A 22550-nucleotide genomic window follows, 5' to 3' on the forward strand; every position below is an offset into this window, starting at 1 on the left:
AGCCTACGCGGCGCAGCCTAACTCATTCGTATCGACACTCAGGCTTGGAGACACCGATGAAAAAAATCGCAGGTTCGCTGACGCCGCCGCAATGGCTCACGCTCGCGGGCGTGCTCGCGCTGCTCGTCGTCGTGTGGTTCGAAGGGCCGCTGTTCGCGTTCAACGGACACGCGCCGCTCGAATCGCCGCGCGCCCGCTGGATCGCGATGGCGCTGCTCGTCGCCGCGTGGGTGCTGGCCTGGGGCGCGCGCGCGGGCGTCGCGCGACTCGTCAATCTGCGCTTCGTGAGCGGTGTGGCAGGGCAGGGTCAGGCGGCGGGCAGTGTGGAACTCGCGGTGCTGCGCGAGCGCTTCGAGCAGGCGCTTGCGATCCTGCGGCAGGCGCGCATGAAAGGCATCAACGGCCGCCAATGGGTGTACCAGCTGCCGTGGTACATGTTCATCGGCGCGCCGGGCACCGGCAAGAGCACGGCGCTCGCGCACTCGGGCCTGCGCTTTCCGCTGCGCGAGAAGCTCGGCGAGGCGGCGATCGGCGGCGTCGGCGGCACGCGCCACTGCGAGTGGTGGTTCACCGACGACGCCGTGCTCGTCGATACCGCGGGCCGCTACACGACGCAGGACAGCGACGCGCAAGCCGACGGGTCCGCGTGGACGGGCTTTCTGCAACTGCTGCGCAAGTACCGGCCACGCCGGCCGCTGAACGGTCTCATCGTGACGGTCTCGGCGGCGGATCTGGTGCGCCAGGACGAGGCGGCGCGCGACACGCACATCCGCACGATCCGAAGCCGGCTCACGGAGCTGAGCGAGAGGCTCGGGGTGCGCTTTCCGGTCTACGTCGTCGTGACGAAGTGCGATCTGCTGGCGGGCTTCACCGAGTTCTTCGACGACCTCGGCGAAGCGGAGCGCAACCAGGTCTGGGGCATCACGTTCCCACTCGACGAGTCGCCGACTGCGGGCGCCGCGCTCGCCGCGTTCCCCGCCGAATTTGATGCGCTTGGCGCGCGGCTGCAGGCGCGCGTGCTGCATCGCATGCAGCGTGAAACGGACGTGCAGCGGCGCGCGCGGTTGTACGGCTTCGCTCAACAGTTCGCGGGGCTGCAGCCGGCGCTCGGGTGTTTTCTCGACGGCGCGTTCCGCGGCACGCGCTTCGAGGCGTCGCCGTTTCTGCGCGGCGTCTACTTTACGAGCGGTACGCAGCACGGCCGGCCGATCGACCGCGCGATCAGCGCCATCGCGCAATCGCTTGGGTTGCGCAGTGACGTTGCGTACCAGCGCGACGCGTCGGGGCGTGCGTACTTCATCAACCGGCTGCTCAAGGACGTGGTGATCGCCGAGGCGGGGCTGGTGGGCGCGAACGCGCGCTTCGAGCAATGCCGCGCGTGGCTGCGGCGAGGCGCGCTCGCGCTGGTCGGTGCGACGCTGATACTCGCGCTCGCGGGCATGGGTGTGAGCTATCAGCGCAACCGTGCCTATGTCGCCGAGTTCGAACGGCAGACCCGGCACGTCGAGCAACTGGCGCGAGAAGCGAACGCGACCGCGAACCCGCTCGCGGTGCTGCCGTTGCTCGACGCGGCGCGCGCGCTGCCCGGCGGCTACGCGGACGCCGACAGGCAGGTGCCATGGCTCACCCGGCTCTGGCTCTATCAGGGCGACAAGCTCGGCCAGCAAGCGCGTGTCACCTACCGGCGCCTGCTCAATCAGACCTTGCTGCCGCTCGCGCTCGGCAAGCTGACCCAGGAGTTGCGCGACGGCGCTCCCGAGAATGCTTCGGAAACCGAAGCGTATCGCTACGAAGCCTTGCGCGCGTATCTGATGCTCGGCGACGCGGCGCATTTCGACCCCGCCGCGTTGCGCGCCCATCTGGTGCCGGCGCTCGCAGGCAACGCGAGCCCCGCGCAAAGAAGCGCGCTCGATGCGCATCTCGCCGCGCTGTTCGACAAGACGCAGTTCGATCCCTCGCTGCCGCTCGACAACGCGCTCATCAAGGCGGCACGCGCGCGCCTCGCCGAATTGCCGCTGTCGCAGCGCGTCGGCAACCGGGTGGACGGCGAACTCGCGCAGGCGAATCTGGCCGCATTCAACGTGAGCGCCGCCGCCGGGCCGAACGCGCCGCTGCTGCTCAGGCGCACGAGCGGCGCGCCGCTCACGGCCGGCGTGGCGGGCGCGTACACCCGCGCCGGCTACGCGCAATACACGCGAGCGCGCGACGCCGCGCTCGCCGATGTCGCGAAGGACGCCTGGGTGCTTGGCCGCGACGACGTCGCACTCACGCCCGAGGGCATCGCCGCGTTGCGCGCCGCGCTCGACGAGCGCTACTTCGACGCCTATATCCGCGCATGGGACGGCCTCCTCGACGATGTGACCATCGTGCCCGTGACCGGTCTTGCCGATGGCGCGCGTGTCGCGAACGGGCTTTCCGCGCCCGATTCGCCGCTCAGGAAGTTCATCGTCGCAGCGGCGCGCGAGACGACGCTCGCGGCGAACGCATCCGGCAAGCAAGACGCGACGACGCGCGTCGACGAGCACTTTCAACCGTTGCACGAGCTCGCGGGCAAGCCGGGCGACGCTGCCGCGCTGGACCGCGATCTTGCGCCGCTCAAGGACGCCGCCGTGTTTCTCGACGCGGCCGACGCCGCGCGCAGAATGGGCCAGCCCGCGCCCGCCGGCGACGCGTTAGGCAAGCTGAGGCTCGCGAGCCAGACGGCGCCGGCGCCGCTCACGCCGGTGGCGGCGTCGCTCGCGACGGCAGGCACGGCGCTCGTGGAAGGCGGCGAACGCGCACGCCTCGACGCGCAGTGGAACGCGAGCGCGGGACCGTTGTGCCGCCGCGCGCTCGATGGCCGTTATCCATTCGTGCATGCCTCGACCCGCGATGTCGCCGCCGACGACTTCGGCAAACTGTTCGCACCGGGCGGCCTCATTGACGACTTCTTCCAGAAGAACCTCGCCGCGCTGGTCGACACGAGCGGGCCGGTGTGGCAATGGCGCGCCGGGACTCCACCGGCGGGCACGTCGCGTGATGCGCTGGCGCAGTTTCAGCGCGCCGCGCAGATCCGCGACGCGTTCTTCCACGACGGCAGCCGCGACATGTCGATCCGTTTTCGCGTGAAGGCGCTTTCTCTCGATCCGGCCGTGACGCAGGTGAATCTCGACATCGACGGTCAGCAGCTTGCGCTCAGGCAGGACGGTCTCCAGTCGATGCTGCTGCAATGGCCGAGCGGCAAGAATACGGGCCGCGCGGCCGCGCAGTTCGATCCGCCCGCCGCCGCACAGACCCCGCCGCTGGATGCGAGCGGCCCGTGGGCGTTCCTGCATCTGATCGACACCGGCCGGCTCGAAGGCACTGCGCAACCGGACCGCTACAGACTCACGCTCGATTCCGCCGGACGCAAGGCCGTGCTCGAGCTGGATGCGACGAGCGTCGTCAATCCTTTCCGGCGCGCGCCGCTCGAGCAGTTTCGCTGTCCGGAGCACCTGTGATGGCGTCGCCGGGCGTCGCCGGATGCTTTGGCAAGCTGCGCGGCAACGGCGACTTCGTGACGCGGCGCCTGCCGGCGTGCTTCGTCGAACCTTGGGACGCGATGCTGCAGGCGGCCCTGATCGCGAGCCGCGCGGCGCGCGGGCGTGCCTGGCTCGATGCATATCTGACCGCGCCGCTGTGGCGCTTCGCGCTCGGCGGCGGCGTGCTGGGGGAGAGCGGATGGGCGGGGGTGCTGATGCCGAGCGTCGACAGCGCGGGCCGACACTTTCCACTCACGATCGCCGCGCCCGTCGACGCGCTTGCGTGGCCGCGGTGGCGTGCGCATGCGGACGCGTGGTTCGAGCGGTGCGGTGCGCTCGCGCTCGCGACGCTCGACGAGCGCGCGCGTCTGGCGGATTTCGATGCCGGATTGCTGGCGCTCTCGCACGCGCATCACGCGAGCGGCGTTTCGACGCCATTACACGCCGGTGCGCGGGGAATGAGTGTCTGGTGGCAAGCGGAAGCGGCGCGCACGAGCGCAGGTCTGCCCGATGCCGCGTTCGTCGCCGGGTTATTCGACAATGCCGCCGGCCGCGCGGACTAAACGGCGTCGAAGCACACAATGACCGCTGTGATGTTGTCCTTGCCGCCCGCATCCAGTGCGAGCGCCACGAGATCCCTGCAGGCGTCGTCGATAGCGTGCGGCGTTGTCGCTGCGAGCACCGCCTCGATCTCGCAATGCGAGACTTCGGCGTGCAAGCCGTCGCTGCACAGCAGATAACGGTCGGCGGGCAGCCACGCATGCGCTTCGATGGCCGGGGCGATCGACGGCATCGGCCCCAGCGCCTGCAGCAGCGCGTTACGCGGCGGCAGATGTTCGATGACACCGTGCTCCAGCGCCTGCTGATAAAGCGTGTGGTCGCGCGACAACTGCGACAGCGCGCGGTCGCGATAGCGGTAGAGCCGGCTGTCGCCGATGTGAAACGAGATCAGCCGCCCTGAGCCGGACGGCTGCCAGATGCCCGTCAACGTGGTGCCCATCGATCGAGGCGCGAGACGCTCGCGCAGGTTGATCGCGTGGAGGATCGCGTTGGCGTGATCGAGCGCGTCGGCGGCGGCGCGCATCGCGCACGCGGTTGCATCGTACACGGTGGCGTCGGGATCATCGGTGAATGTTGCCTCGACGTGAGCGCGTGGCATTGCGTCAGCTGAGAGCCGCGCGGCGATGCAGTCGAGCGCGGTCGCGCTGGCGCGTGCGCCGAATGCGTGACCGCCCATGCCATCCGCGACCGCGATGAGGTTCGACCCCGGATCGATCAGGAAGCGGTCCTGATTCTCGCGGCGCACACGCCCTGTGTCGGTGAGGCCGAACGCCGAGCACGTGGCAAGGCGGATCGGTGCGCAGCGGGTGAGCGTGTCGGAATCCATCGGTCGTGCTCCTTCGGATGCGTGTCGCTACAGTCCGACGTCGCGCTCGAAACGCGCGCGGTCGGCTTCGTTGGAGATCGCCGCCGCGAGCCGCTCGTGCAGCGCACGCAGGCTGGCCGCGTGGCATGCTTCGCGTCTCGCGACGATCGTCGCGATCGGGCCGAGATAAACGGCGAGCCTGAGCGCGGCGGCCTGCACCTCTTCCACGCCAAGCGATGAAGAAGAGGATGCACCTTGGGTTGCGCCCTGCCGCGACGCCGCGGTGCCATGCGTCGTGCCTGCACGGGACCCATCCGCGAAGGCGGCGATGAATTGCGCACGACCCTTGTCGGAAGGAACATGCGGCGCGAGCAGCGCGATGAGCGCGGGCAGGTCCGGCGCATTGGCGATGCGCGCCGCGGCGCGCCGCACGAGCAGACGCGCTACTGGCCCGATCTGCGCGGCGAGCTGAGTCTCGACCGGGAGGAGCATGGCGGTGGGCCACATTGTCAACGAGGGCAGCGACTCGCCGCGCCAGGAACCCGTTCCTGACGCGAGCGGCCCGGCGGGTCTCGCTGCCTGCGCTTCCAGAATCGTGCGGTCGTCTTCCACTGCGTCCGCGCGTTCGGGCGGCAGAGGCTGCACGCCGTCCGACGCATCGGCAAGGGCCCGGCGCAGCGCGTCCGCCGTCTGGAAACGCGCGGCGGGGCGTCGGGATAACGCGCGCATCAGCACGTCGTCGAGCGCGGGCGGCAGCGCACGGTTACAGGCGGAAGGCGCTCGCGGTGTCTCGTGCATCACCTGCCGCATGACCTCGACGTGCGACGCCCCCGCGAACGGCCGAAGACCTGTCAGCATCTGATAGAGCACGATCGCGGCGGAAAAGAGGTCGGAGCGCCCGTCGACGGGCTCGCCCGTGAACTGCTCCGGCGACATGTAGCTCGGCGTGCCGATCATCGCGCCCGCCAGCGTCAGCGTGGACGACTCGACATGCGCGACGCCGAAGTCCGCGACCTTCAGCCGCCCTTGTTCGCTGACGAGCAGATTCGCGGGCTTGATGTCGCGATGCACGACCCCGTGCTCGTGCGCGAAGCCGAGCGCGGCGAGCAGTTGCCCGAACCAGTCGAGCGCGGAGGCGAGTTCGAGCGGACGGCCCGCGTCGAGCAGTTGCTTCAGTCCCCGCCCGCTCACGAGTTCCATCGCGATATAAGCGGTGTCCGTGGTCTCGCCATAGTCGTACACGGCCACGATGTTCGGATGCGCGAGCCGACCGGCCGCCTGTGCCTCATTGCGCAAACGCGCCATCAGGCTCGCTCGATCGCCGCCTTCGAACAACTCGTGGCGGACGGTCTTCAGCGCGACATGCCGCTCGATGTGCGGATCGAACGCGCGATAGACGATGCCCATCGCGCCCGCGCCCAGCATCGCCTCGATGCGGTACTTGCCGAGCTGCGCGATGCGTGGCGTGTCCGTCGCGGCGGCTGTCACCTCATGCCTCGATCATCTTGAACGCTTCGACGAGGCTCGTCTTCATCCGCGCGAACGACGCGGCGAGCGAAGCGATCTCGTCGCGGCCGCCATCAGTGAAGGTCGCGCTCTCGAGCTGGCCGAGACTCGCCTGATCGGCGGCGCGTGAGAGCGCACGGATGCGCCGCGTGACGAGCAGATGCACCATGACGTTCAGCGCAATCAGCAGCAGTACGAACACCGCGAGCAGCGACCCGAGGAAGGTGCGCAGCACCGCGTCGCTGCGCGCGACCGGCATCGCCATCGGCACCGACACGAAATCGGCGCCGATGACTTCGTGCATTGCCCAGTTGAAGCCGTTGTCGGGACCGTACTTGTCGATCATCGTCTTAGGCGCCCGTGACGGGACGCTGTGGCACTCCATGCAGGCGGCGTCGTTGATGCGGTTCGGGCGCGCGATATACAGGTTCTGCCCGGACGGCGTATCGCGCAGACCAACGATCTCCTTCAGTTCGGGCTTGTCGTGCAGATTCCGGATCACGTCCGCTTCCCAGTCCGAGGGACGGTCGCGCGGATTGGTCGGATTCAGCATCGTCGAGCGATAGGCGTATCCGGCGAGATGTTTTTCCAGCGTCATCAGCGTCTCGACCGCCGAGAATGCCGGCACCGACTGCGGCACGAAACTGTATTTGAGCTGCGTCTGCAAGAGCGGCGTGACTTGTGTCGCGGTGTAGTTCTGCGCCGCGCTCGCCGCTTCCATCAGGACGCGCGCATTCTGCACCGTCTCTTCGATCGCCGCGCGGCGCAGCAGCTCGCGCGCCGCGAACCCGGCCGACACGAAGCCGACGACGAAGACCACGAGAAACACCAGATTGAATTTGACGGCGAGCGACAGTCTCATGACTTCACCTCGGTTGATTGAGCCTGCAAGGGCACGACCGCGCGCCGGTACTGCATGGCAGGAGGCGGGTACAGGACGCGTCTCCATTCGGGAAGACTGCGCAGGTTCTGCCGCACTTGCGAGCGGAACGGCTCGCCTTGCGCGAGCGGCCGGAAGCGCGCGACGAAGCTGCGGCGAATGCCGAGCGGCGCGACCAGCCAGTCCGCGAGATCGGCAAAGGTCGCCGGGCGACCCTGCGACGGAATGGCGAGCTTCGCCTTTGCGGGCGCGGGGACCGGCGCGAGCGGGTCGCGGAACGGCCGTGGCATCGCGGCGACGAACGACGGCGCTGGACGCGCGCTCACATCGAGCGGCTTGCCCGCTTCACGCGCGGCGTAATGATCGCCGTCGAGCGGCTGGTAAGCGTCGGCATGACCAGGCAGGGAGAGCGTCATGCCCCCCGTCTCCAGGAAAAGAGAGGTTGCGTCGCGGCTCGCGTGCAGCACGGCGGCGCCATCGCGCATGACGGCATCGAGCGCGGGGGTGTCGAGCGACAAGGGCTCCGTCGCAGCGGCCTGCGTGCGCGCGATCTTGATCCAGCCCGAGAGCAGCGCAAGGGAATCGCCACCCTGCGCGGCATCGACGGCGATGCGCGTGTCCGCGCCGAGTGCGACGATCGTGCCGTCTGCTTCGATCTGTGCGCTGCCCTGCGCCGAGGTGGCGAGCAGATCGCCTTGCTCCAGCGCGATGGGCGCATCGACGTTGAACACCGTCGTCGCACGAATCAGCGTGACGGTTCCTTCGGGCAGCAGGACGAACTGGCCCGCATGCGCGCTCTGAAGTGCGCACAGACACGCGATAGCGATGCCGTTGCGCAGAACTTGTGGCAGGGTTCGGGCGTTCATCGCGGTCGTTGCCTCGAAAACGTGAAGGGATTGCGACGAAAACAGCTGGGTGCCCGCTTCTATTCCGAGGGGATTTTCCCTAAGCCCCGTGGAACGGAAAACGAAAACGCCTTCGCAAAGGCGAAGGCGCCGGCTGTGTTGCGCGCAGAGCGGCTATCCGTTCAGGAAGCCGAGAACGGCCTTGCGCAGCTTCAGGTCCCAGGTCTGCTCTTCCGTGTGACTTTTGGCGAGGGTAAGCAATCCCTTGATCATCGCATCGTCCGATTTGAACGCGAAGCCCGCATCGTCCAGATAGCCCGATCCCCAGACCTTGAGGTTATCGATGTACTTGCAGCCGGCTGTGAATTCCGCTTGAGTGACGATCGTTTCGTTGTCCTTGAACATCGTGAGGAAATGCATCTTGTCGCCGCAGATGCCCGTATTCAAGGCCAGCACCGAGAGCGCCGGGATCGGCACGGCGTAACGCTTGAACCAGCCGTTGAAGGCGATCGGCCGGGTATGCAGCGCATCGCGCTGCATACGCGCGTCCCAGTACTCCTTCGCCTGTTCGCAAAAGCGCTTGATGCGCTTGATCTCGACGATCTTCCAGATCACCTTCGCGATCGTTTCCATGATGGAGACAACGGCATCCACGATGGTCGATGCGCCCTGACTCGCGAACTGCAGGCCGAGGCTCGCGCCGCCCTTGACCATGTCGTAGACGCCCTCGCCGATGCTCAGCTTCATCGCGCTCCTGATCGCCGTGACGATGGTGCCGGGGTGTCCGGTGATCAGCTGGACATCGCGGCCCTGCACCCACTCGCGATACTTGGTGATGCTGCTGTCGACGGTGTTGGCGATGCCCTTGGCGAGATCGAGGCCCGCGCCGATGAGCGGCGCAAGGGTGGCGAGCAGCTTGGTGCAGAGGAAGTCGACGAGCTTGCGCAACAGCGCAGGCATGGTGTCGAGCGCGAATGCGCCGGGATCGTTGCGGATATCCGCGACTTTTTCGCGAATCATCTCCCAGAGCTTTTTCGCGCCTTCCTCGACCTTGACGCGAATGGCTTCATAGAGACGCTGCGCCGCGCCGCTCAACGCCGGCAGCGTGAAGCTGGACGTCATGAGCTGGCCGGAACTCGTGACCGTGGGGTCCTTGCGCTTGCTGATCCTTTTCTGCACCTGTTCGAGCGCGACCGACGCCGACTTCTGCACGAGACTATTGTCGAGCACGTCGCTGGCAATCGATGCGGCCTCGTTGCTGTCCGGTGCAAGTCCGAGACCGGCGTTGGTGATTTCGAAAGCACCTTCCAGCAGCACCTGGAAGATGTCGTCCTCGATCTCCAGGTTGCCGAACAGATACAGCACGCCGAGCCGCGAGTTGATGAGCGCCGGCGTCATGAAGTCCTGCGCACCGGCTGCGGCGTCGGTGTCGCCCTTGCCTTGCAGTTGCTGATCGAGCAGCGTGAAATAGTTCGAGCCGTTGCGCGAGACATCCTTCCAGGCATCGCCGGGGCCGATCGAGTCTTGCCAGAACTCGAACGCGCTCACCAGAAGATGGAATTGGTAGACGGTGCGATCGCGGTGGTACAGCTGGATCTGCTCGTCCAGGTTCTTCAGCGCCGAGCTGCGCACCTTAAGCAGCGCCGAAGTTCCTCTCAGCCATTCATCGTAGGGGACGATGTCCGGCAAGCGGGCGTAAGCATAGGTCATGGGCGGGTCTCCTCGGGTCTGAAGCGATCGATGGCTGCGTCGTCGCGTGCGTCCTAGCACCACGCGACGTCGCTGAATTGGACGTAGTGCGTTTCTATCAAGCGGCCGCTTCGACTGCGCAGGTCCACGCGATAGAAGCAGCCGAGGCTGAAAAAGCTCTGGTCCTGGATATAGATGGCGCGGTGCATGATTCCTCCTGCCTGGCCGGTTCGCTGGACGAATCGTGCCGTGCTGGGTCGCCGCAGGTTGCCGCGACCTTTAATAGCAAAACAGCGGGGGATGGGTGATTGTTCCCGCGGAAGCGGCTATTTATTTCCGCGAGAAGTGGGAATAAAACGGGTGCTGGAGTGTCCCGTATTCGGGGGAGCTGCTTCGGAAAAACCGATTGCGTCGTAGGCTGAAAAGGAAGTGAAGCGATGAAATCTGATTCCACTGCGTCGCTGTCTGAGGAGCATGGCCTCCCACATTTGCCTTTTGTGAGTTACGCCTTCACATCACCTTTTTCCCCGGTGTTTGCGGCCCCTCTGCGCTTTCTCGAGGTTGCCGCCGGCGGGTGGAGAACGATCGTACGTATTCCCGAAAAGGGGTGAGGATCGGTGCCAACGACGCTGTCGCGCGGCCGCATGTATACTTGTCGGCTTTGTTGCGCGATACGCGAGAACTTCGGTTCTTCAAGCATGAATAAACTCGTTTCTTATGTCAGCTCGATTCATGGGCTGTCCGGCCCTGTGGCGATCGTGCGCCAGGACGTTTCAACCGAGACCTGGCGCGAACAGGACATCGAAGTCCATAAGCAGGAAATCACCTTCGTTTTCGACAACGGTGCGGTGATTCGCCGATCCATGGAGTGGGATCAGGTGAGTTCCGATGCGCTCTGCGCTGAATGCTGGATCGACTATGTCGTGATCCAGCATCCCACCGGCCTCAGCATCACTCCGGCGAGCCAGAGATTCGACAACGTCTGCCGTGAGACCTTCTGGCTGCGTTATCACTCCGCGTGACGACGTGTTAATGGGCGGTGGCACGGTGGCCGGACCCTGTTAGCCCGCCCGGCTGCCGGGCCTCGCGCGCGTGCTAATCTTGCCCCCTTCGCGGACTGCCCGCCTCAGAGCAGACACCATGACGGAAGCCTTCGATCCGGACGGCATCGAGCAAGCGGTCTTCGTGGTCGGCGAGCGCCATGCGGCGCTGGATGAGCCGTGGCGCGCCCATCGCCGCGCGCGGCTGATTCACGTGAACGAAGGCGTGCTGACGGTACGCACCGATTCCGGCCGCTGGGTCGTGCCGCCTGCCCGCGCGCTGTGGATCGTCGCGAATACGCTGCACCGCCTGCACGCGACGCGCCCCGTGCAGCTGTATTCCCTCTATGTCGCGACTGATTCCGCATTGGATGCCGCCGCCGACCCCGCCCGCGACGCCCAACCGCTGCCCGCGCAAAGCGGCGCGTTGATTCCAGACGCGCTCGTGCAGGCGCTGCTCGCCGCCGCGGCCGATCTGCCGCACGACCGCCCGCCCGACGAACCCGCCCGCCGTCTCCTTCAGGTGCTGCTGGATCGCGTCGCGGGCTTGCCTGCCGCGCCGCTCGGCCTGAACTGGCCGGGCGATCCGCGCGCGCAGCGCATCGCCGACGCGCTCAGCGCGAATCCCGCGCAATCGCTGGTACTCGAGGAACTCGCCGCGGCGGCCGGCGTGACCGCGCGCACGGCCGCGCGTCTGTTCGCGAAGGAAACGGGGCAGACCTTCGGCCAATGGCGCCAGCAATTGCGTTTGCTGGCCGCGCTCGAACATCTCGGGGCCGGGGAGAGTGTCACGCAGGTGGCGCTCGAAGTCGGCTATAGCGACGTGTCGTCGTTTATCGCGGTGTTTCGCGATGCCTTCGGCGACACCCCCGCGCGCTATTTCCGCTGACGCAACGTCGCGCTCACCGCCCGGACCTCACCGTCGCGCGAAAACGAGGCCGCCTCAATGCGCGCCCGCCGCATCCGGCCCGCCGCCGCCCTTGGCCGGCCGCGTGATCCAGATCAGCGGAATGATCAGCAGGAAGATGATCGCCGAGACGAAGAAGATGTCATTCAGGCCCATCATCGCGGCCTGCGTGTTCACGGTGAAATCGAACAGCGCGTTCGCCGACTGGGAATTCAGATGCAGCAGCGACTGGGTCGCGTCGATCTGCTGCGCGAACGTCGGATTGTCGATCGACGCCTGCTCGGTGAGCCGCGCATGGTGCAGTATCGTGCGGTTGTTCCACGCGGTACCCGCGATCGACGTGCCGACCGCGCCGCAGAACACCCGCACGAAATTCGACAGACCCGCCGCCGCCGGAATCCGGCTCGGCGGCTGGCCCGACAGGATGATCGCCGTCAGCGGCACGAAGAACAGCGCCATCGGAATGCCTTGCAGCAGTGTCGGCAGCACGAGGTGCCACGTGTCGATCTCGATCACGTATTTCGAGCGCATGTAGAACACGATCGCGAAGCCGACGAACGCGAGCGTCGCGATCACGCGCGCGTCCGAGCGCGGCAGCACGCGGCCCAGCACCGGCGCAAGAATGATCGCGAAGATGCCGAGCGGCGCGGTGACGAGACCAGCGTCGATCGAGCGGTAGTTCAGATACTCCTGCATCCATTGCGGCAGCAGCACGAGGTTGCCGAAAAATACGCCGTACGCAATCGAAATCGCAATCGTGCCGCCCAGGAAATTGCGCTGCTGAAAGAGCCGCAGATCGACGATCGGGTGCTCTTCGGTCAACTCCCAGACGAGGAAAAACGCGAAGCTGATCAGCGCGACGAGGCCGAGAATCGAGATCACCGGCGACGAGAACCAGTCGAGGTCCTTGCCCTTGTCGAGCATGATCTGCAGCGACGCGACCCAGGTAATGAGCAGACCGAGGCCGACTACGTCGATCGGCGGACGGCGCGTCGGCGATTCACGGGTTCGGTAGATCATCCACGTGACGCTGGCCGCGAACAGGCCGACCGGGATGTTGATGTAGAAGATCCACGACCAGCTGTAACTATCGGTGATCCAGCCGCCGAGCGCCGGGCCCGCGATCGGGCCGACGGTGGCGGTCATCGCCCACAGCGCGAGCGCGGTCGACGATTTTTCCTTCGGATAGGAGCCGAGCAGGATCGCTTGCGAGAGCGGAATCAGCGGGCCGGCCACCGCGCCCTGGAAGACCCGCGCGATCAGCAGGATCGGCAGCGTCGGCGCGACGCCACACAGCCATGACGCGAGCGTGAACGCGAGGATCGCGCCGACGAACAGCTTGACCTGGCCGATGCGCTGCGTGAGCCAGCCGGTCAGCGGAATCGACACCGCGTTGGAGGCCGCGAACACGGTGATGACCCACGTGCCTTCGTCGATCGATACGCCGAGGTTGCCTGAAATCGTCGGAATTGCGACGTTCGCGATCGAGGTGTCGAGCACGTTCATGAACGTGGCCAGCGCGACGGCGATCGTCGCGAGAACCAGCCGGCCCCCTTCGAGAGGCGCGGGCGGAGCAGGTGGCCGTGGCGGCGGCGACGCAGAGGCAGGCGCGGCGTTTGGCTGACTCAAACGGTGTTCTCCGGATGGGTTGTTGCGATCAGTACGGACAGTGTGGGCAGACGGCGAGGGCGCGCGATGCGCAAAAGCATACCCGCATTCGCCGGCCGACGTTGGCCACGGGCGCAGCCGAAGCGGCGTCCGGCGACACGAAGGCGGCGCGCAGCGTATGCTCGCGGCTGAGGCTGATTCACGAAAGCCGCAGACACCAACCCACGAGAAAAAGGACACCACCATGAGCTGGCAGCAATTCGAACACGGCTGGCGGCGCGCGCCGCAGAACGCACGCGCGACGAGCCTCGTCGTGCTGATGCACGGCGTCGGCAGCAACGCGCGCGATCTGATGCCGCTTGCGGACATCTGGAGCGAGGACCTTCCCGGCGCGGCGTTCGTCTCGCTCGACGGCACCGAGCCGTTCGACGGCGGCTTTGGCGGCCGCCAGTGGTTCAGCCTGCGCGATGTCAACGAGGCGAACCGCGAGGCGCGCGTCGCCGCCGCTTATCCGGCGCTGCGCCGCGTGCTCGACGCTGAGCTCGCGCATTGGCAGTTGTCTTTCGATCGACTTGCGATCGTCGGCTTTTCGCAAGGTTCGATCATGGCGCTCCATCACGTCGCGTCGAGCACGGAGGGCGCGGCGGGCGTCGTCGCGTATTCGGGGCGGCTTGCATCGCCGATCGGGTCTGCGAATCGCGCGACACCGCTCACGCTGATCCACGGCGAGGACGACGAGGTGATCCCGGTGCGCGAGCTCGAATCCGCAGCCCACGCCCTCAGCGAGGCCGGCTATCCGGTCGACGCCTACGTGCTGCCCGGCGTCGGCCACACGATCACCGCCGACGGCGTCGCGCTCGGCCGTGACGCGCTGGACCGCGCGCTAGGTGCGCTGTCGCGCGATTGACACAACCCCACTAGAAAGTGGCCCTAAAGATTTTGATGGGCTTGCCGACATAGGGGGAATAGCTTGAAAATCACCCCGCCGCGCGGAACGCGCAACGCCCAGCCGGGCGTGTCGCGCGGCTTCGGGGGACCGGGGGCGCAGTTCCAGACCGTCCGAGACGGCGGATAACGACATATCAGAGCCTGCTTATGGCCAGACCGACGCCGCATTACCCGCTCTTTGAGCGACTGTTCCGTCATTCCGTGGCGGTGGATCTCGGCACGGCCAACACGCTTATCTATACCGACGCGGGCGGCATCGTGCTGAACCAGCCGTCCGTCGTGTGCTTCGAGACGCAGCCGGCGAGCGGGGCGAAACGCATCGCGGCGATCGGTGCCGAGGCGCGCCAGTTGCTCGGCCGCGCGCCGCTCAATCTCGAAACGGTGCGGCCGATGCGCCACGGCGTCATCGCCAATTTCACCGCCGCCGAACACATGATCAAGCAGTTCGTCGACATGGCGCGCCCGCGCTCGCTGTTTAGCCGGCGCGCGGCATTCACGCTGTGCGTGCCGGGCTCGGCGACCCACGTAGAGCGCCGCGCGATCCGTGAAGCGGCCGAGGCGGCCGGCGCGTGGACGGTCAGCCTGATCGGCGAATCGCTCGCGGCCGCGCTCGGCGCGGGCCTGCCGGTCCGTGACGCGACCGGCTCGATGGTGGTCGACATTGGTGGCGGCACCACCGAGGTCGGCGTGATCGCGCTCGGCGGCACCGCGTACAGCGACTCGGTGCGCGTCGGCGGCGACAATTTCGACGCGGCGATCATCAGCTATGTGCGCAATCTGTATGGCGTGCTGCTCGGCGAGCAGACCGCCGAACACGTCAAGAGAAACCTCGGCACCGCCGTGCGCGACGTGCCGCTCGAGCAGATGAACGCGACCGGCCGCGGCGTCGACGACGGTCTGCCGCGCACCGTGCAGCTAAGCAACCGCGATATCGCCGAAGCGATCGAAGCGCCGCTGCGTGAGGTGATCGTCGCGGTGAAGCGCGGGCTCGAAATGGCGCCCGCCGAACTCGTGACGGACATCGCGTACCGGGGCATCGTACTGACCGGTGGCGGCGCGCTGCTGCGCAATCTGGGGCGGCGTTTGAGCCAGGAAGTCGGTCTCGAGGTGCACGTCGCCGACGAACCGCTGACCTGCGCGGTGCGCGGCGCGGGCGCGGCGGCCGCGGCGGGGTGGCTCGATGAACTCGGGGGCGAGTGAGCGGCGGGTTCGCATCCGGTCGGGGCACCCATCAGGCGGCCGCCCGACGCGTCGCTGATGCTTGTGTGACAATACGCATCGCGTCCCATTTGTAGGGACGCCGATACGCTCATTTCCCAAGGCTTCTATTGCCGACTCCGCGCGCATTGGCGCGCCGATGCCGCGCTGCCCGTAGATCATCCGTGAATCAATCTGTTGCCGCTTCGTTCCTGCCGTCCTCGCCATCCTTCATCGAACTACACAGCGGCTTGCGCATGCCTTACATCGCGGCCGGCGACGGTGAACTGCTGCTGTTCGTGCACGGCTCGCTGTGCGATTACCGCTACTGGGAGCCGCAGTTGGCCGGTCTGTCGAAGGGCTATCGCTGCGTCGCCGTCAGTCTCACGCACTACTGGCCTGTAACCGATAGCGCGGCGGACCAGCCGTTCAGCTGGAGCGACCACGCGAATGAAGTGGCGGAGTTCATCGATCGTTTCGGCGCGGGGCCCGCGCATGTGGTCGGGCATTCGCGCGGCGGCTGCGTCGCCTATCATTTCGCGCGGCGCCATTCCGAGCTCGTGCGCACGCTCACGCTCGCCGATCCGGGCGGCCCGCTGCAGATGGCTGGACGTCCGCCCGCGAGCCTGCCGGAGACGGTCAACGCATTGCGCGCGAAAGCGGCCGAGCTGATCGAAAGCGGCGAGGTCGAAGCAGGGTTGCGGCTGTTCGTCGATTCGGTGAGCCGCCCCGGCTTCTGGGCGATGAGCACGCCAGGTTTTCGTCGCATGGCGACCGACAACGCACACACGCTCGCGCGGCAATTTCGCGACCCGCTGCCCGCGTACGTGCCGGAGGACGCGAGCGACCTGCGCCGCCCGGTGCTGCTGATCGACGGCGAGAAAAGTCCCGACATGTTCCGCCGCACGGTGACGGCGTTGCAGGGATGGTTACCCGATGCGCGCCGCGAAACGGTGCGCGGTGCGTCGCACGGCATGAACCTCGCACATCCGTCGGCGTTCAATCGCTACGTCGACGAGTTCATTCAGACGACGAGCGCGCGCTGAAGAAGTCAGGCCTTGCGGTGCGCGTCCTTGTCGAGCGCGCGTTCGGCCGCCTCGCCGACGAGCCCGTGGTAGTACAGATGCACGCCGATCGCGAGCGAGTCGTTGCGAATTTCGTGGAAGACCTTCCATGCCTTCACCGGGTCCTTGATCAGCAGGTAGTGCGCTTCCTGCGCGATCAGATCCGCGACTTCGTGCAGGCCGTGTCCGTGCAGCACGTCCACGAGCGTGTCGAGACTGCGATGCGTGCGCGCGTCGGTACGCGGATAGAGCATGTGCAGCACGGCGACGTTCTGCGTCTTCAGCGCCGCCGACAACGCGACGACGATGTCCTGATGATTGAGCGCGGTGACCGTGCGGTCTTCGCCATGGACGTGATCCGGAAACAGCGTTTCGAGAGAGGCATTCATTTGCGTTCGTCCTGCTTTTCTGTGTGATCAAAAAAAGCCCGCTTCGACTAGCGGGCCGCAAGCATCAATGCATGCATTCAGTATCGCAGATGGCTACAAATCGACGCAGTGTGCTGGCAGCAAAACATTGTTGCGGTTCGTGTTCCGTCTTTCGTGCAACTTTCGTCCAGCTCAGCGTCACGTACCGACAACGAATGTTGCGCACGCCGAGATGGTTTGTTGCAACCAATTGACGCAATCAACGACACAGCGGCCCTTAGAATGCCCAGCGGAGCCTGAGCATGCCCGTACCTGATTGGGCGCGCCGATGTCGCGCCTCGCCGTACGACTCCGATGCATGCCGGCAGTGTGCGGTATCAAGCAAAAGGAAGACGTAGATGAACTCGAAGTCCCACGCAACGCTGAGCTTCTCCGACAGCGACCAGACCATCGATCTGCCGATCTATCAGGGCTCGCTGGGCCCGGACGTCATCGACATCCGCAAGCTGTACGGCCAGACCGGCAAATTCACGTACGATCCGGGCTTCATGTCGACGGCGTCGTGCAACTCCGAAATCACCTATATCGACGGCGACAAGGGCGAACTGCTGTACCGCGGCTACGCGATCGACAACCTCGCGCAGAACGCCGACTTCCTCGAAACCTGCTACCTGCTGCTCAAAGGCGAACTGCCGAACGCGCAGCAGAAGGCCGAGTTCGTGAATACCGTCACGCAGCACACGATGGTGCACGAGCAGATGCACTTCTTCTTCCGCGGCTTCCGTCGCGACGCGCACCCGATGGCGATTCTGGTGGCCGCGGTCGGCGCGCTGTCCGCGTTCTATCACGACTCGCTCGATATCACGAACCCGCAGCATCGTGAGATTTCGGCGATCCGCATGATCGCGAAGCTGCCCACGCTGGTCGCAATGGCGTACAAGTACAGCATCGGCCAGCCGTTCGTGTATCCGCAGAACGACCTGTCGTACAGCGCGAACTTCATGCGCATGATGTTCGCGAATCCGGCCGAGGACTACGAGGTCAACGATGTGCTGGTGCGCGCGCTCGACCGTATCCTGATTCTGCACGCGGACCACGAGCAGAACGCGTCGACATCGACCGTGCGTCTCGCCGGTTCGTCGGGTGCGAATCCGTTCGCGTGTATCGCAGCGGGTATCGCGTGTCTGTGGGGCCCGGCGCACGGCGGCGCGAACGAAGCCGCACTGAACATGCTGGAAGAAATCGGCTCGGTCGACAACATCCCCGAATTCATCGCAAAGGTGAAGGACAAGAACTCGGGCGTGAAACTGATGGGCTTCGGTCACCGCGTCTACAAGAACTACGACCCGCGCGCGAAGCTGATGCGCGAAACCTGCCACGAAGTGCTCGAAGAGCTGGGCCTGCACGACGATCCGCTGTTCAAGCTCGCGATGGCGCTGGAAAAGATCGCGCTCGAAGACGATTACTTCGTGTCGCGCAAGCTGTACCCGAACGTCGATTTCTACTCGGGCATCGTGCAGCGCGCGCTGGGCATTCCGACCTCGATGTTCACGTGTATCTTCGCGATGGCACGTACGGTGGGCTGGATTGCGCAGTGGAACGAGATGATCGCCGATCCTGAGCAGAAGATTGGCCGTCCGCGTCAATTGTTCATCGGTGAGACGCTGCGCGAGGCGAAGCCGATCGCGAAGCGTTAAAGCGCTCTTTCAAGCGCCCGGACCCACGGCTCACGAGGCCGTGGGTCTTTCCATTCCGCCTCTGCACGTCCTGTGCCACCAAAAACTCCGTAACAAACGGCAAACGGCGCAACAAGCTGAAACTCCGACGTGATAAGTTCGTCTCACGCGCACAGAGCCTCTACAATCGGATGCCCAGCGGCAAATCTGAGGCGAGACCCGAAGTGCAACTGAACGCAGCAGCGAATCCATAGGAGCGACCTTGATGCAGCAGCCAGAAGCCCTCGGCGGGCTGACCCACTCGGGCGGCGTCGATCATCGCGAGCCCGAGCAGGACGGCATTTTCATCCCGACGGAAAATCTCAACGTCGCGAGCGCCATGCAGCACGTGCTCAAGTCGGGCGACACCTTCATCGTCAACGATCCGCTCGGCGATATCACCGGCCACGAAGATGGCCTGTTCGTCAACGACACGCGCGTGCTGTCGCAACTGCGCCTGACCTTCGGGGGCCGCGCGCCGTCGCTGCTGTCGGGCAGCGTCAGCAGCGATAACGCCACTTTTACCGCGCATCTGACCAACCGCCCGCTGCCGCCGCTCGGCGGCAGCAGCACACCGGAAGGCGTGATCCACGTCCAGCGCGCGCGCGTGCTGTCGGGCACCGTGCTCAACGAGGCGATCGAACTGACGAACTACGGCACCAACGACGCAACCGTGCCGCTGTCCATTTCGTTTTCCAGCGATTTCCGCGACATGTTCGAAGTGCGCGGCCTGAAGCGCGACAAACAGGGGCGCGTCGAGCCCGCGCGCGTGGAAAATCACGAGGTGCTGCTCGGCTATATCGGTCTCGACGACGTCGCGCGCAACGTGCAGATCGCGTTCTCGCCGCAGCCGGACAAGCTGTTCGCCGATCGCGCCGACTACACCGTCAAGCTGCCCGCCCAGGCGTGCGTGTCGATCTATCTGTCGGTGGCGGTGCATGTCGTGCCAATGACCGGCAAGCCCGGCGCCGACGTGTCGCAGCCGGTGCATGCGCAGAGCGAGGCGCATCTGTCGCAGATCGACGCGGAGCGTCCGCGCGTGGGCCGTGCGGCGGTACGTGCGGCATCGGTGGATGCGCACCTGGTGATGCGCGCGCGACGCCTCGCGAGCGCGCGCGTGCGTTCGAGCAACCCGCTGTTCAACGCGTGGATCGACCGCTCGTTCGCCGACCTCAGCCTGCTGACGACCGATCTCGCGACCGGCCCGTACCCCTACGCGGGCATTCCATGGTTTTCGACCCCGTTCGGCCGCGACGCGGTGATCACGTCGCTGCAGACGCTTTGGCTCCAGCCGCATCTCGCGGCCGGCGTGCTGCGCTTTCTCGCCGAGCACCAGGCGCGCGAGAACTCGCCGTTTCGCGACGCCGCGCCGGGCAAGATCATGCACGAGATGCGCAAGGGAGAAATGGCCGCGGCCGGCGAAGTGCCGTTCGCGTTGTACTACGGCGGCGTCGATACCACGCCGCTTTTCATTGTGCTGGCCGGGGCCTATGCGGCCCGCACCGGCGACCTTGCGTTGATCGACGAACTATGGCCCGCGCTCGAGCGCGCGGCGCAATGGGTCGCGGGCGTGTGCGACAAGAACCGTCTCGGGCTGCTCGATTACCAGCGCGAATCGGATGGCGGCCTCGCGAATCAGGGCTGGAAAGATAGTCACGACTCAGTGTTCCATGCGGACGGGCGCATCCCCGATGGCCCGATCGCGCTCGTGGAAGTGCAAGCCTATGCGAGCGCGGCGTTCGACACGATGGCTCATTTCGCGACGCTGCGCGACCTGCACGACGCGGCCGCGCAGTACGCGGAGCGCGCGAAGAAGATTCGCCGCTGCGTCGAAGAAAAGTACTGGATGGACGAGGTCGGCTTTTACGGCATCGCGCTCGACGGTCATGGCGAATTGTGTCGCGTGATGGCATCGAACGCGGGGCATCTGCTGGCGTTCGGCCTGCCCACGCGCGAGCGCGGCGAGGCGGTGGTGCGTGCGCTCGACTCGACGCTGTTCCATACCGGCTGGGGTGTACGCACGCTGGCCGCAAGCCAGGCGCGCTTCAATCCGATGGCGTATCACAACGGCTCGGTCTGGCCGCACGACAATGCGCTTTGCGCGCGCGGGCTGTCGCGCTATGGCGCCAAGTCGTCGGCCGTGAGGCTGCTGCAGGCGCTGTTCCAGGCGGCAGTCAATTTCGACATGCGTTTGCCGGAGCTGTTCTGCGGCTTCCCGCAACGTCGCGGCGAGCCGCCCACCGCCTATCCGGTCGCGTGTTTGCCGCAGGCCTGGGCGGCGGGCTCGCCGTTCATGATGCTGGAGGCGTGTCTGGGCCTCACGATCGATGCCGAGCGCAGCGAGGTGCTGATCGAACAGCCGATGCTGCCCGAAGGTATCGACTGGCTCGAAGTCAGCGATCTGCGGGTCGGCGATGCGACCGTGTCGATCACGTTTCGCCGGATTGGCGAGAAGGTCGTGGCGTCGGCGGAGCAGGGGGATGTCAGGGTGGTGGCGTTGCTTTGACGCCGCTGACGGTAGCGGGAATCGATGTTGGCGGCGACCGCAAGGGAAACCATCTGGTCATCCTGCGCGGCACCGAGCCGGTGTGCAATGCCAGCAGGACGACACCCGAACGGATGCTCGACCAGTGTCGCGCATTCGGGGTGGCGGCGGTGGGCATCGATGCGCCGTGTCGATGGCGAACGGGCGCTGCGGGAAGGCTGGCCGAGAAGGCCCTCGCGCAGCAGCGGATTTTTTCGTTTGCCACACCGGCTCGCGAACTGGCGATGGCCAGCAAAAGCGGATTCTATCGATGGATGTTCAACGGCGAACGCGTCTACGACGTGTTCGCCGCACACTTTCCGCTTTTCAGCGGCGGTGAAAAAATCACCGGCAGCGTGTGCTTCGAAACCTTCCCTCACGCGATAACGTGCGCTTTCCTCGGGGCAGACGTGGCATCCGCGAAACAGAAGGGCACTCAGCGCCGGGAAATCCTCGAACGGGAAGGAATTCAAACAGCTCCGCTGAGATCGATCGACGATGTCGACGCGGCGCTATGCGCGCTGGCAGCACATTTTCTGCTCGAAGGCAGAGTCGATACCTACGGTGACGAGTCGGGCGGATTCATCGTGGTGCCTAAACTTTGATATTCACATTCTGGGAGGACGGGTGCATCAAGCACGACGACTTGGGGTATTGCTTCTGGCCATGGCGGCGTTGGGTTCGAACGAAGCATGGGCGACCGACATTCAGTGTGCAACGACGCAGCAACTCGCCGAGCGCGTCATTTGCGATCACGCGATCCTGAACAATGAGTACGACGATATCTTCGCGCAGCAACAGGCTCTGCTGAGCAGCGGGAGACTCTCGTCCGCGCAGTTGGCCCAGTGGCGGCACGCGCGAAACGCCTGTGTCGATGTGCATTGCGTGGATGGCGTATTTGCTCAGTGGAAGGCGATGGCCCGATCTGTCGAAGCCGCTCCTCGGGCGGCCGTACCTGTCGTGGCGGAGCCGGAAACAGCAATGGCGCCTGTCGGACCCAATCCGGGCGCGCCACCTGTTGCATCCGCACCTGAAGGGTCGCAGGCGTCCCCGGCCTTGCCGACATCGGAGGCTTCTCTTGTACGGCACGGCAGCGCCGCTGGCGTGGCGCTTCCGCAGCCGGTCGCGCCCGAGGCCTCCGCGCCCGTGGCTGTCTCGGCGGCTTCCAGTGTGAGCGAATCCCGTAGCATGAGCGGCATGGCCGGCGGACTGATAGCAGCCCTGCTCGTCGCGATCGGAGCCGGTGTGATCTTTGCGCGTCGCAACAGCAGCGCAGGGCCCGCAAAGAAGCGGCAAGACAATGACGAGCGATGAAAAGCGTCATCGACCTTGCTTTTCAGCACCAGGTCGCGGAACGCCTCATTCGAGCTAGACTGACATCAGCAACCGGAAG

The 22550-nt window shown here is 65.9% G+C and carries 19 protein-coding genes; 11 read left to right on the forward strand and 8 right to left on the reverse strand.

The annotated features are described in order from the left end of the window. Positions 1 to 56 precede the first annotated feature (56 nt). Positions 57 to 3479, forward strand: coding sequence for a type VI secretion system membrane subunit TssM (gene tssM, locus L0U81_RS20595; RefSeq protein ID WP_233805360.1), 3423 nt, complete (start codon positions 57 to 59; stop codon positions 3477 to 3479). Then, positions 3479 to 4063 carry a type VI secretion system-associated protein TagF gene (gene tagF, locus L0U81_RS20600; RefSeq protein WP_233805361.1) on the forward strand — a complete coding sequence of 195 codons (585 nt, stop codon included), beginning with the start codon at positions 3479 to 3481 and terminating at the stop codon, positions 4061 to 4063. The genes tssM and tagF overlap by 1 nt, the downstream gene beginning before the upstream one ends. Here tagF and L0U81_RS20605 read toward each other — a convergent pair. The 6 genes from L0U81_RS20605 to L0U81_RS33575 form a co-directional block, all read right to left on the reverse strand. Then, positions 4060 to 4887 (reverse strand): PP2C family protein-serine/threonine phosphatase, encoded by an 828-nt coding sequence (locus L0U81_RS20605; RefSeq protein WP_233805362.1) that lies wholly within the window; start codon positions 4885 to 4887, stop codon positions 4060 to 4062. The genes tagF and L0U81_RS20605 overlap by 4 nt on opposite strands. A gap of 27 nt (positions 4888 to 4914) precedes the next feature. Further along, the gene (locus tag L0U81_RS20610) at positions 4915 to 6354 is read right to left on the reverse strand and encodes a serine/threonine-protein kinase (RefSeq protein ID WP_233805363.1); all 1440 of its coding nucleotides are present in this window, start codon (positions 6352 to 6354) and stop codon (positions 4915 to 4917) included. Position 6355: 1 nt separating this feature from the next. Further along, positions 6356 to 7234: a Tll0287-like domain-containing protein gene (locus L0U81_RS20615; RefSeq protein ID WP_233805364.1), complete on the reverse strand. Its 879-nt coding sequence runs from the start codon at positions 7232 to 7234 to the stop codon at positions 6356 to 6358. After that, on the reverse strand, positions 7231 to 8118 hold the full coding sequence (locus tag L0U81_RS20620; protein ID WP_233805365.1) for a FecR domain-containing protein: 888 nt from the start codon (positions 8116 to 8118) through the stop codon (positions 7231 to 7233). The genes L0U81_RS20615 and L0U81_RS20620 overlap by 4 nt, the downstream gene beginning before the upstream one ends. A gap of 153 nt (positions 8119 to 8271) precedes the next feature. Beyond that, positions 8272 to 9807: a hypothetical protein gene (locus tag L0U81_RS20625; protein ID WP_233805366.1), complete on the reverse strand. Its 1536-nt coding sequence runs from the start codon at positions 9805 to 9807 to the stop codon at positions 8272 to 8274. A 53-nt stretch (positions 9808 to 9860) separates the two neighbouring features. Then, positions 9861 to 9995, reverse strand: a complete 135-nt coding sequence (locus tag L0U81_RS33575; RefSeq protein ID WP_267957162.1) for a hypothetical protein — start codon at positions 9993 to 9995, stop codon at positions 9861 to 9863. Between the two features lie 489 nt (positions 9996 to 10484). Here L0U81_RS33575 and L0U81_RS20630 point away from each other — a divergent pair, with 489 nt between their 5' ends. Together L0U81_RS20630 and L0U81_RS20635 are read left to right on the forward strand one after the other, a co-directional pair. Then, positions 10485 to 10808 carry a hypothetical protein gene (locus tag L0U81_RS20630; protein ID WP_233805367.1) on the forward strand — a complete coding sequence of 108 codons (324 nt, stop codon included), beginning with the start codon at positions 10485 to 10487 and terminating at the stop codon, positions 10806 to 10808. Positions 10809 to 10926: 118 nt separating this feature from the next. Then, positions 10927 to 11715 (forward strand): AraC family transcriptional regulator, encoded by a 789-nt coding sequence (locus L0U81_RS20635; RefSeq protein ID WP_233805368.1) that lies wholly within the window; start codon positions 10927 to 10929, stop codon positions 11713 to 11715. A 54-nt stretch (positions 11716 to 11769) separates the two neighbouring features. On the opposite strand, the gene L0U81_RS20640 is transcribed toward L0U81_RS20635, so the two are convergent. Continuing rightward, entirely contained in the window at positions 11770 to 13362 is a 1593-nt protein-coding gene (locus L0U81_RS20640) for a DHA2 family efflux MFS transporter permease subunit (RefSeq protein ID WP_233805369.1), read from the reverse strand. A 223-nt stretch (positions 13363 to 13585) separates the two neighbouring features. Between L0U81_RS20640 and L0U81_RS20645 the strand changes: the two genes are divergently transcribed. From L0U81_RS20645 to L0U81_RS20655, 3 genes are all read left to right on the forward strand, one after another. Then, positions 13586 to 14248 (forward strand): alpha/beta hydrolase, encoded by a 663-nt coding sequence (locus L0U81_RS20645; protein WP_233805370.1) that lies wholly within the window; start codon positions 13586 to 13588, stop codon positions 14246 to 14248. Positions 14249 to 14436: 188 nt separating this feature from the next. Then, a complete protein-coding gene (locus tag L0U81_RS20650; RefSeq protein WP_233805371.1) occupies positions 14437 to 15489 on the forward strand; it encodes a rod shape-determining protein in 1053 nt (350 codons plus the stop codon). A 254-nt stretch (positions 15490 to 15743) separates the two neighbouring features. Beyond that, positions 15744 to 16532, forward strand: a complete 789-nt coding sequence (locus tag L0U81_RS20655) for an alpha/beta fold hydrolase (protein WP_233807868.1) — start codon at positions 15744 to 15746, stop codon at positions 16530 to 16532. Between the two features lie 5 nt (positions 16533 to 16537). On the opposite strand, the gene L0U81_RS20660 is transcribed toward L0U81_RS20655, so the two are convergent. Next, positions 16538 to 16939: a hypothetical protein gene (locus tag L0U81_RS20660; protein WP_233805372.1), complete on the reverse strand. Its 402-nt coding sequence runs from the start codon at positions 16937 to 16939 to the stop codon at positions 16538 to 16540. A gap of 377 nt (positions 16940 to 17316) precedes the next feature. Here L0U81_RS20660 and gltA point away from each other — a divergent pair, with 377 nt between their 5' ends. From gltA to L0U81_RS20680, 4 genes are all read left to right on the forward strand, one after another. Continuing rightward, the gene (gene gltA, locus L0U81_RS20665; RefSeq protein ID WP_233805373.1) at positions 17317 to 18615 is read left to right on the forward strand and encodes a citrate synthase; all 1299 of its coding nucleotides are present in this window, start codon (positions 17317 to 17319) and stop codon (positions 18613 to 18615) included. A gap of 244 nt (positions 18616 to 18859) precedes the next feature. Further along, positions 18860 to 21139 (forward strand): amylo-alpha-1,6-glucosidase, encoded by a 2280-nt coding sequence (locus tag L0U81_RS20670; protein ID WP_233805374.1) that lies wholly within the window; start codon positions 18860 to 18862, stop codon positions 21137 to 21139. Continuing rightward, on the forward strand, positions 21136 to 21762 hold the full coding sequence (locus L0U81_RS20675) for a DUF429 domain-containing protein (protein WP_233805375.1): 627 nt from the start codon (positions 21136 to 21138) through the stop codon (positions 21760 to 21762). The genes L0U81_RS20670 and L0U81_RS20675 overlap by 4 nt, the downstream gene beginning before the upstream one ends. A 49-nt stretch (positions 21763 to 21811) precedes the next feature. Further along, positions 21812 to 22471, forward strand: a complete 660-nt coding sequence (locus tag L0U81_RS20680) for a hypothetical protein (RefSeq protein WP_442793440.1) — start codon at positions 21812 to 21814, stop codon at positions 22469 to 22471. The last annotated feature ends 79 nt before the right edge of the window (positions 22472 to 22550 follow it).

Origin of the sequence: Paraburkholderia sp. HP33-1, assembly GCF_021390595.1 — a bacterium.
In the GTDB taxonomy this organism is placed as follows: domain Bacteria; phylum Pseudomonadota; class Gammaproteobacteria; order Burkholderiales; family Burkholderiaceae; genus Paraburkholderia.

What these genes read in the sequence shown, in the direction of transcription:
- L0U81_RS20620 (WP_233805365.1), bottom strand. Translation starts at nt 8,118, where the DNA reads ATGAACGCCCGAACCCTGCCACAAGTTCTGCGCAACGGCATCGCTATC.
- L0U81_RS20635 (WP_233805368.1), top strand. Translation starts at nt 10,927, where the DNA reads ATGACGGAAGCCTTCGATCCGGACGGCATCGAGCAAGCGGTCTTCGTG.
- L0U81_RS33575 (WP_267957162.1), bottom strand. Translation starts at nt 9,995, where the DNA reads ATGCACCGCGCCATCTATATCCAGGACCAGAGCTTTTTCAGCCTCGGC.
- L0U81_RS20660 (WP_233805372.1), bottom strand. Translation starts at nt 16,939, where the DNA reads ATGAATGCCTCTCTCGAAACGCTGTTTCCGGATCACGTCCATGGCGAA.
- tssM (WP_233805360.1), top strand. Translation starts at nt 57, where the DNA reads ATGAAAAAAATCGCAGGTTCGCTGACGCCGCCGCAATGGCTCACGCTC.
- tagF (WP_233805361.1), top strand. Translation starts at nt 3,479, where the DNA reads ATGGCGTCGCCGGGCGTCGCCGGATGCTTTGGCAAGCTGCGCGGCAAC.
- L0U81_RS20650 (WP_233805371.1), top strand. Translation starts at nt 14,437, where the DNA reads ATGGCCAGACCGACGCCGCATTACCCGCTCTTTGAGCGACTGTTCCGT.
- L0U81_RS20655 (WP_233807868.1), top strand. Translation starts at nt 15,744, where the DNA reads ATGCCTTACATCGCGGCCGGCGACGGTGAACTGCTGCTGTTCGTGCAC.
- L0U81_RS20605 (WP_233805362.1), bottom strand. Translation starts at nt 4,887, where the DNA reads ATGGATTCCGACACGCTCACCCGCTGCGCACCGATCCGCCTTGCCACG.
- gltA (WP_233805373.1), top strand. Translation starts at nt 17,317, where the DNA reads ATGAACTCGAAGTCCCACGCAACGCTGAGCTTCTCCGACAGCGACCAG.
- L0U81_RS20645 (WP_233805370.1), top strand. Translation starts at nt 13,586, where the DNA reads ATGAGCTGGCAGCAATTCGAACACGGCTGGCGGCGCGCGCCGCAGAAC.
- L0U81_RS20625 (WP_233805366.1), bottom strand. Translation starts at nt 9,807, where the DNA reads ATGACCTATGCTTACGCCCGCTTGCCGGACATCGTCCCCTACGATGAA.
- L0U81_RS20630 (WP_233805367.1), top strand. Translation starts at nt 10,485, where the DNA reads ATGAATAAACTCGTTTCTTATGTCAGCTCGATTCATGGGCTGTCCGGC.
- L0U81_RS20670 (WP_233805374.1), top strand. Translation starts at nt 18,860, where the DNA reads ATGCAGCAGCCAGAAGCCCTCGGCGGGCTGACCCACTCGGGCGGCGTC.
- L0U81_RS20615 (WP_233805364.1), bottom strand. Translation starts at nt 7,234, where the DNA reads ATGAGACTGTCGCTCGCCGTCAAATTCAATCTGGTGTTTCTCGTGGTC.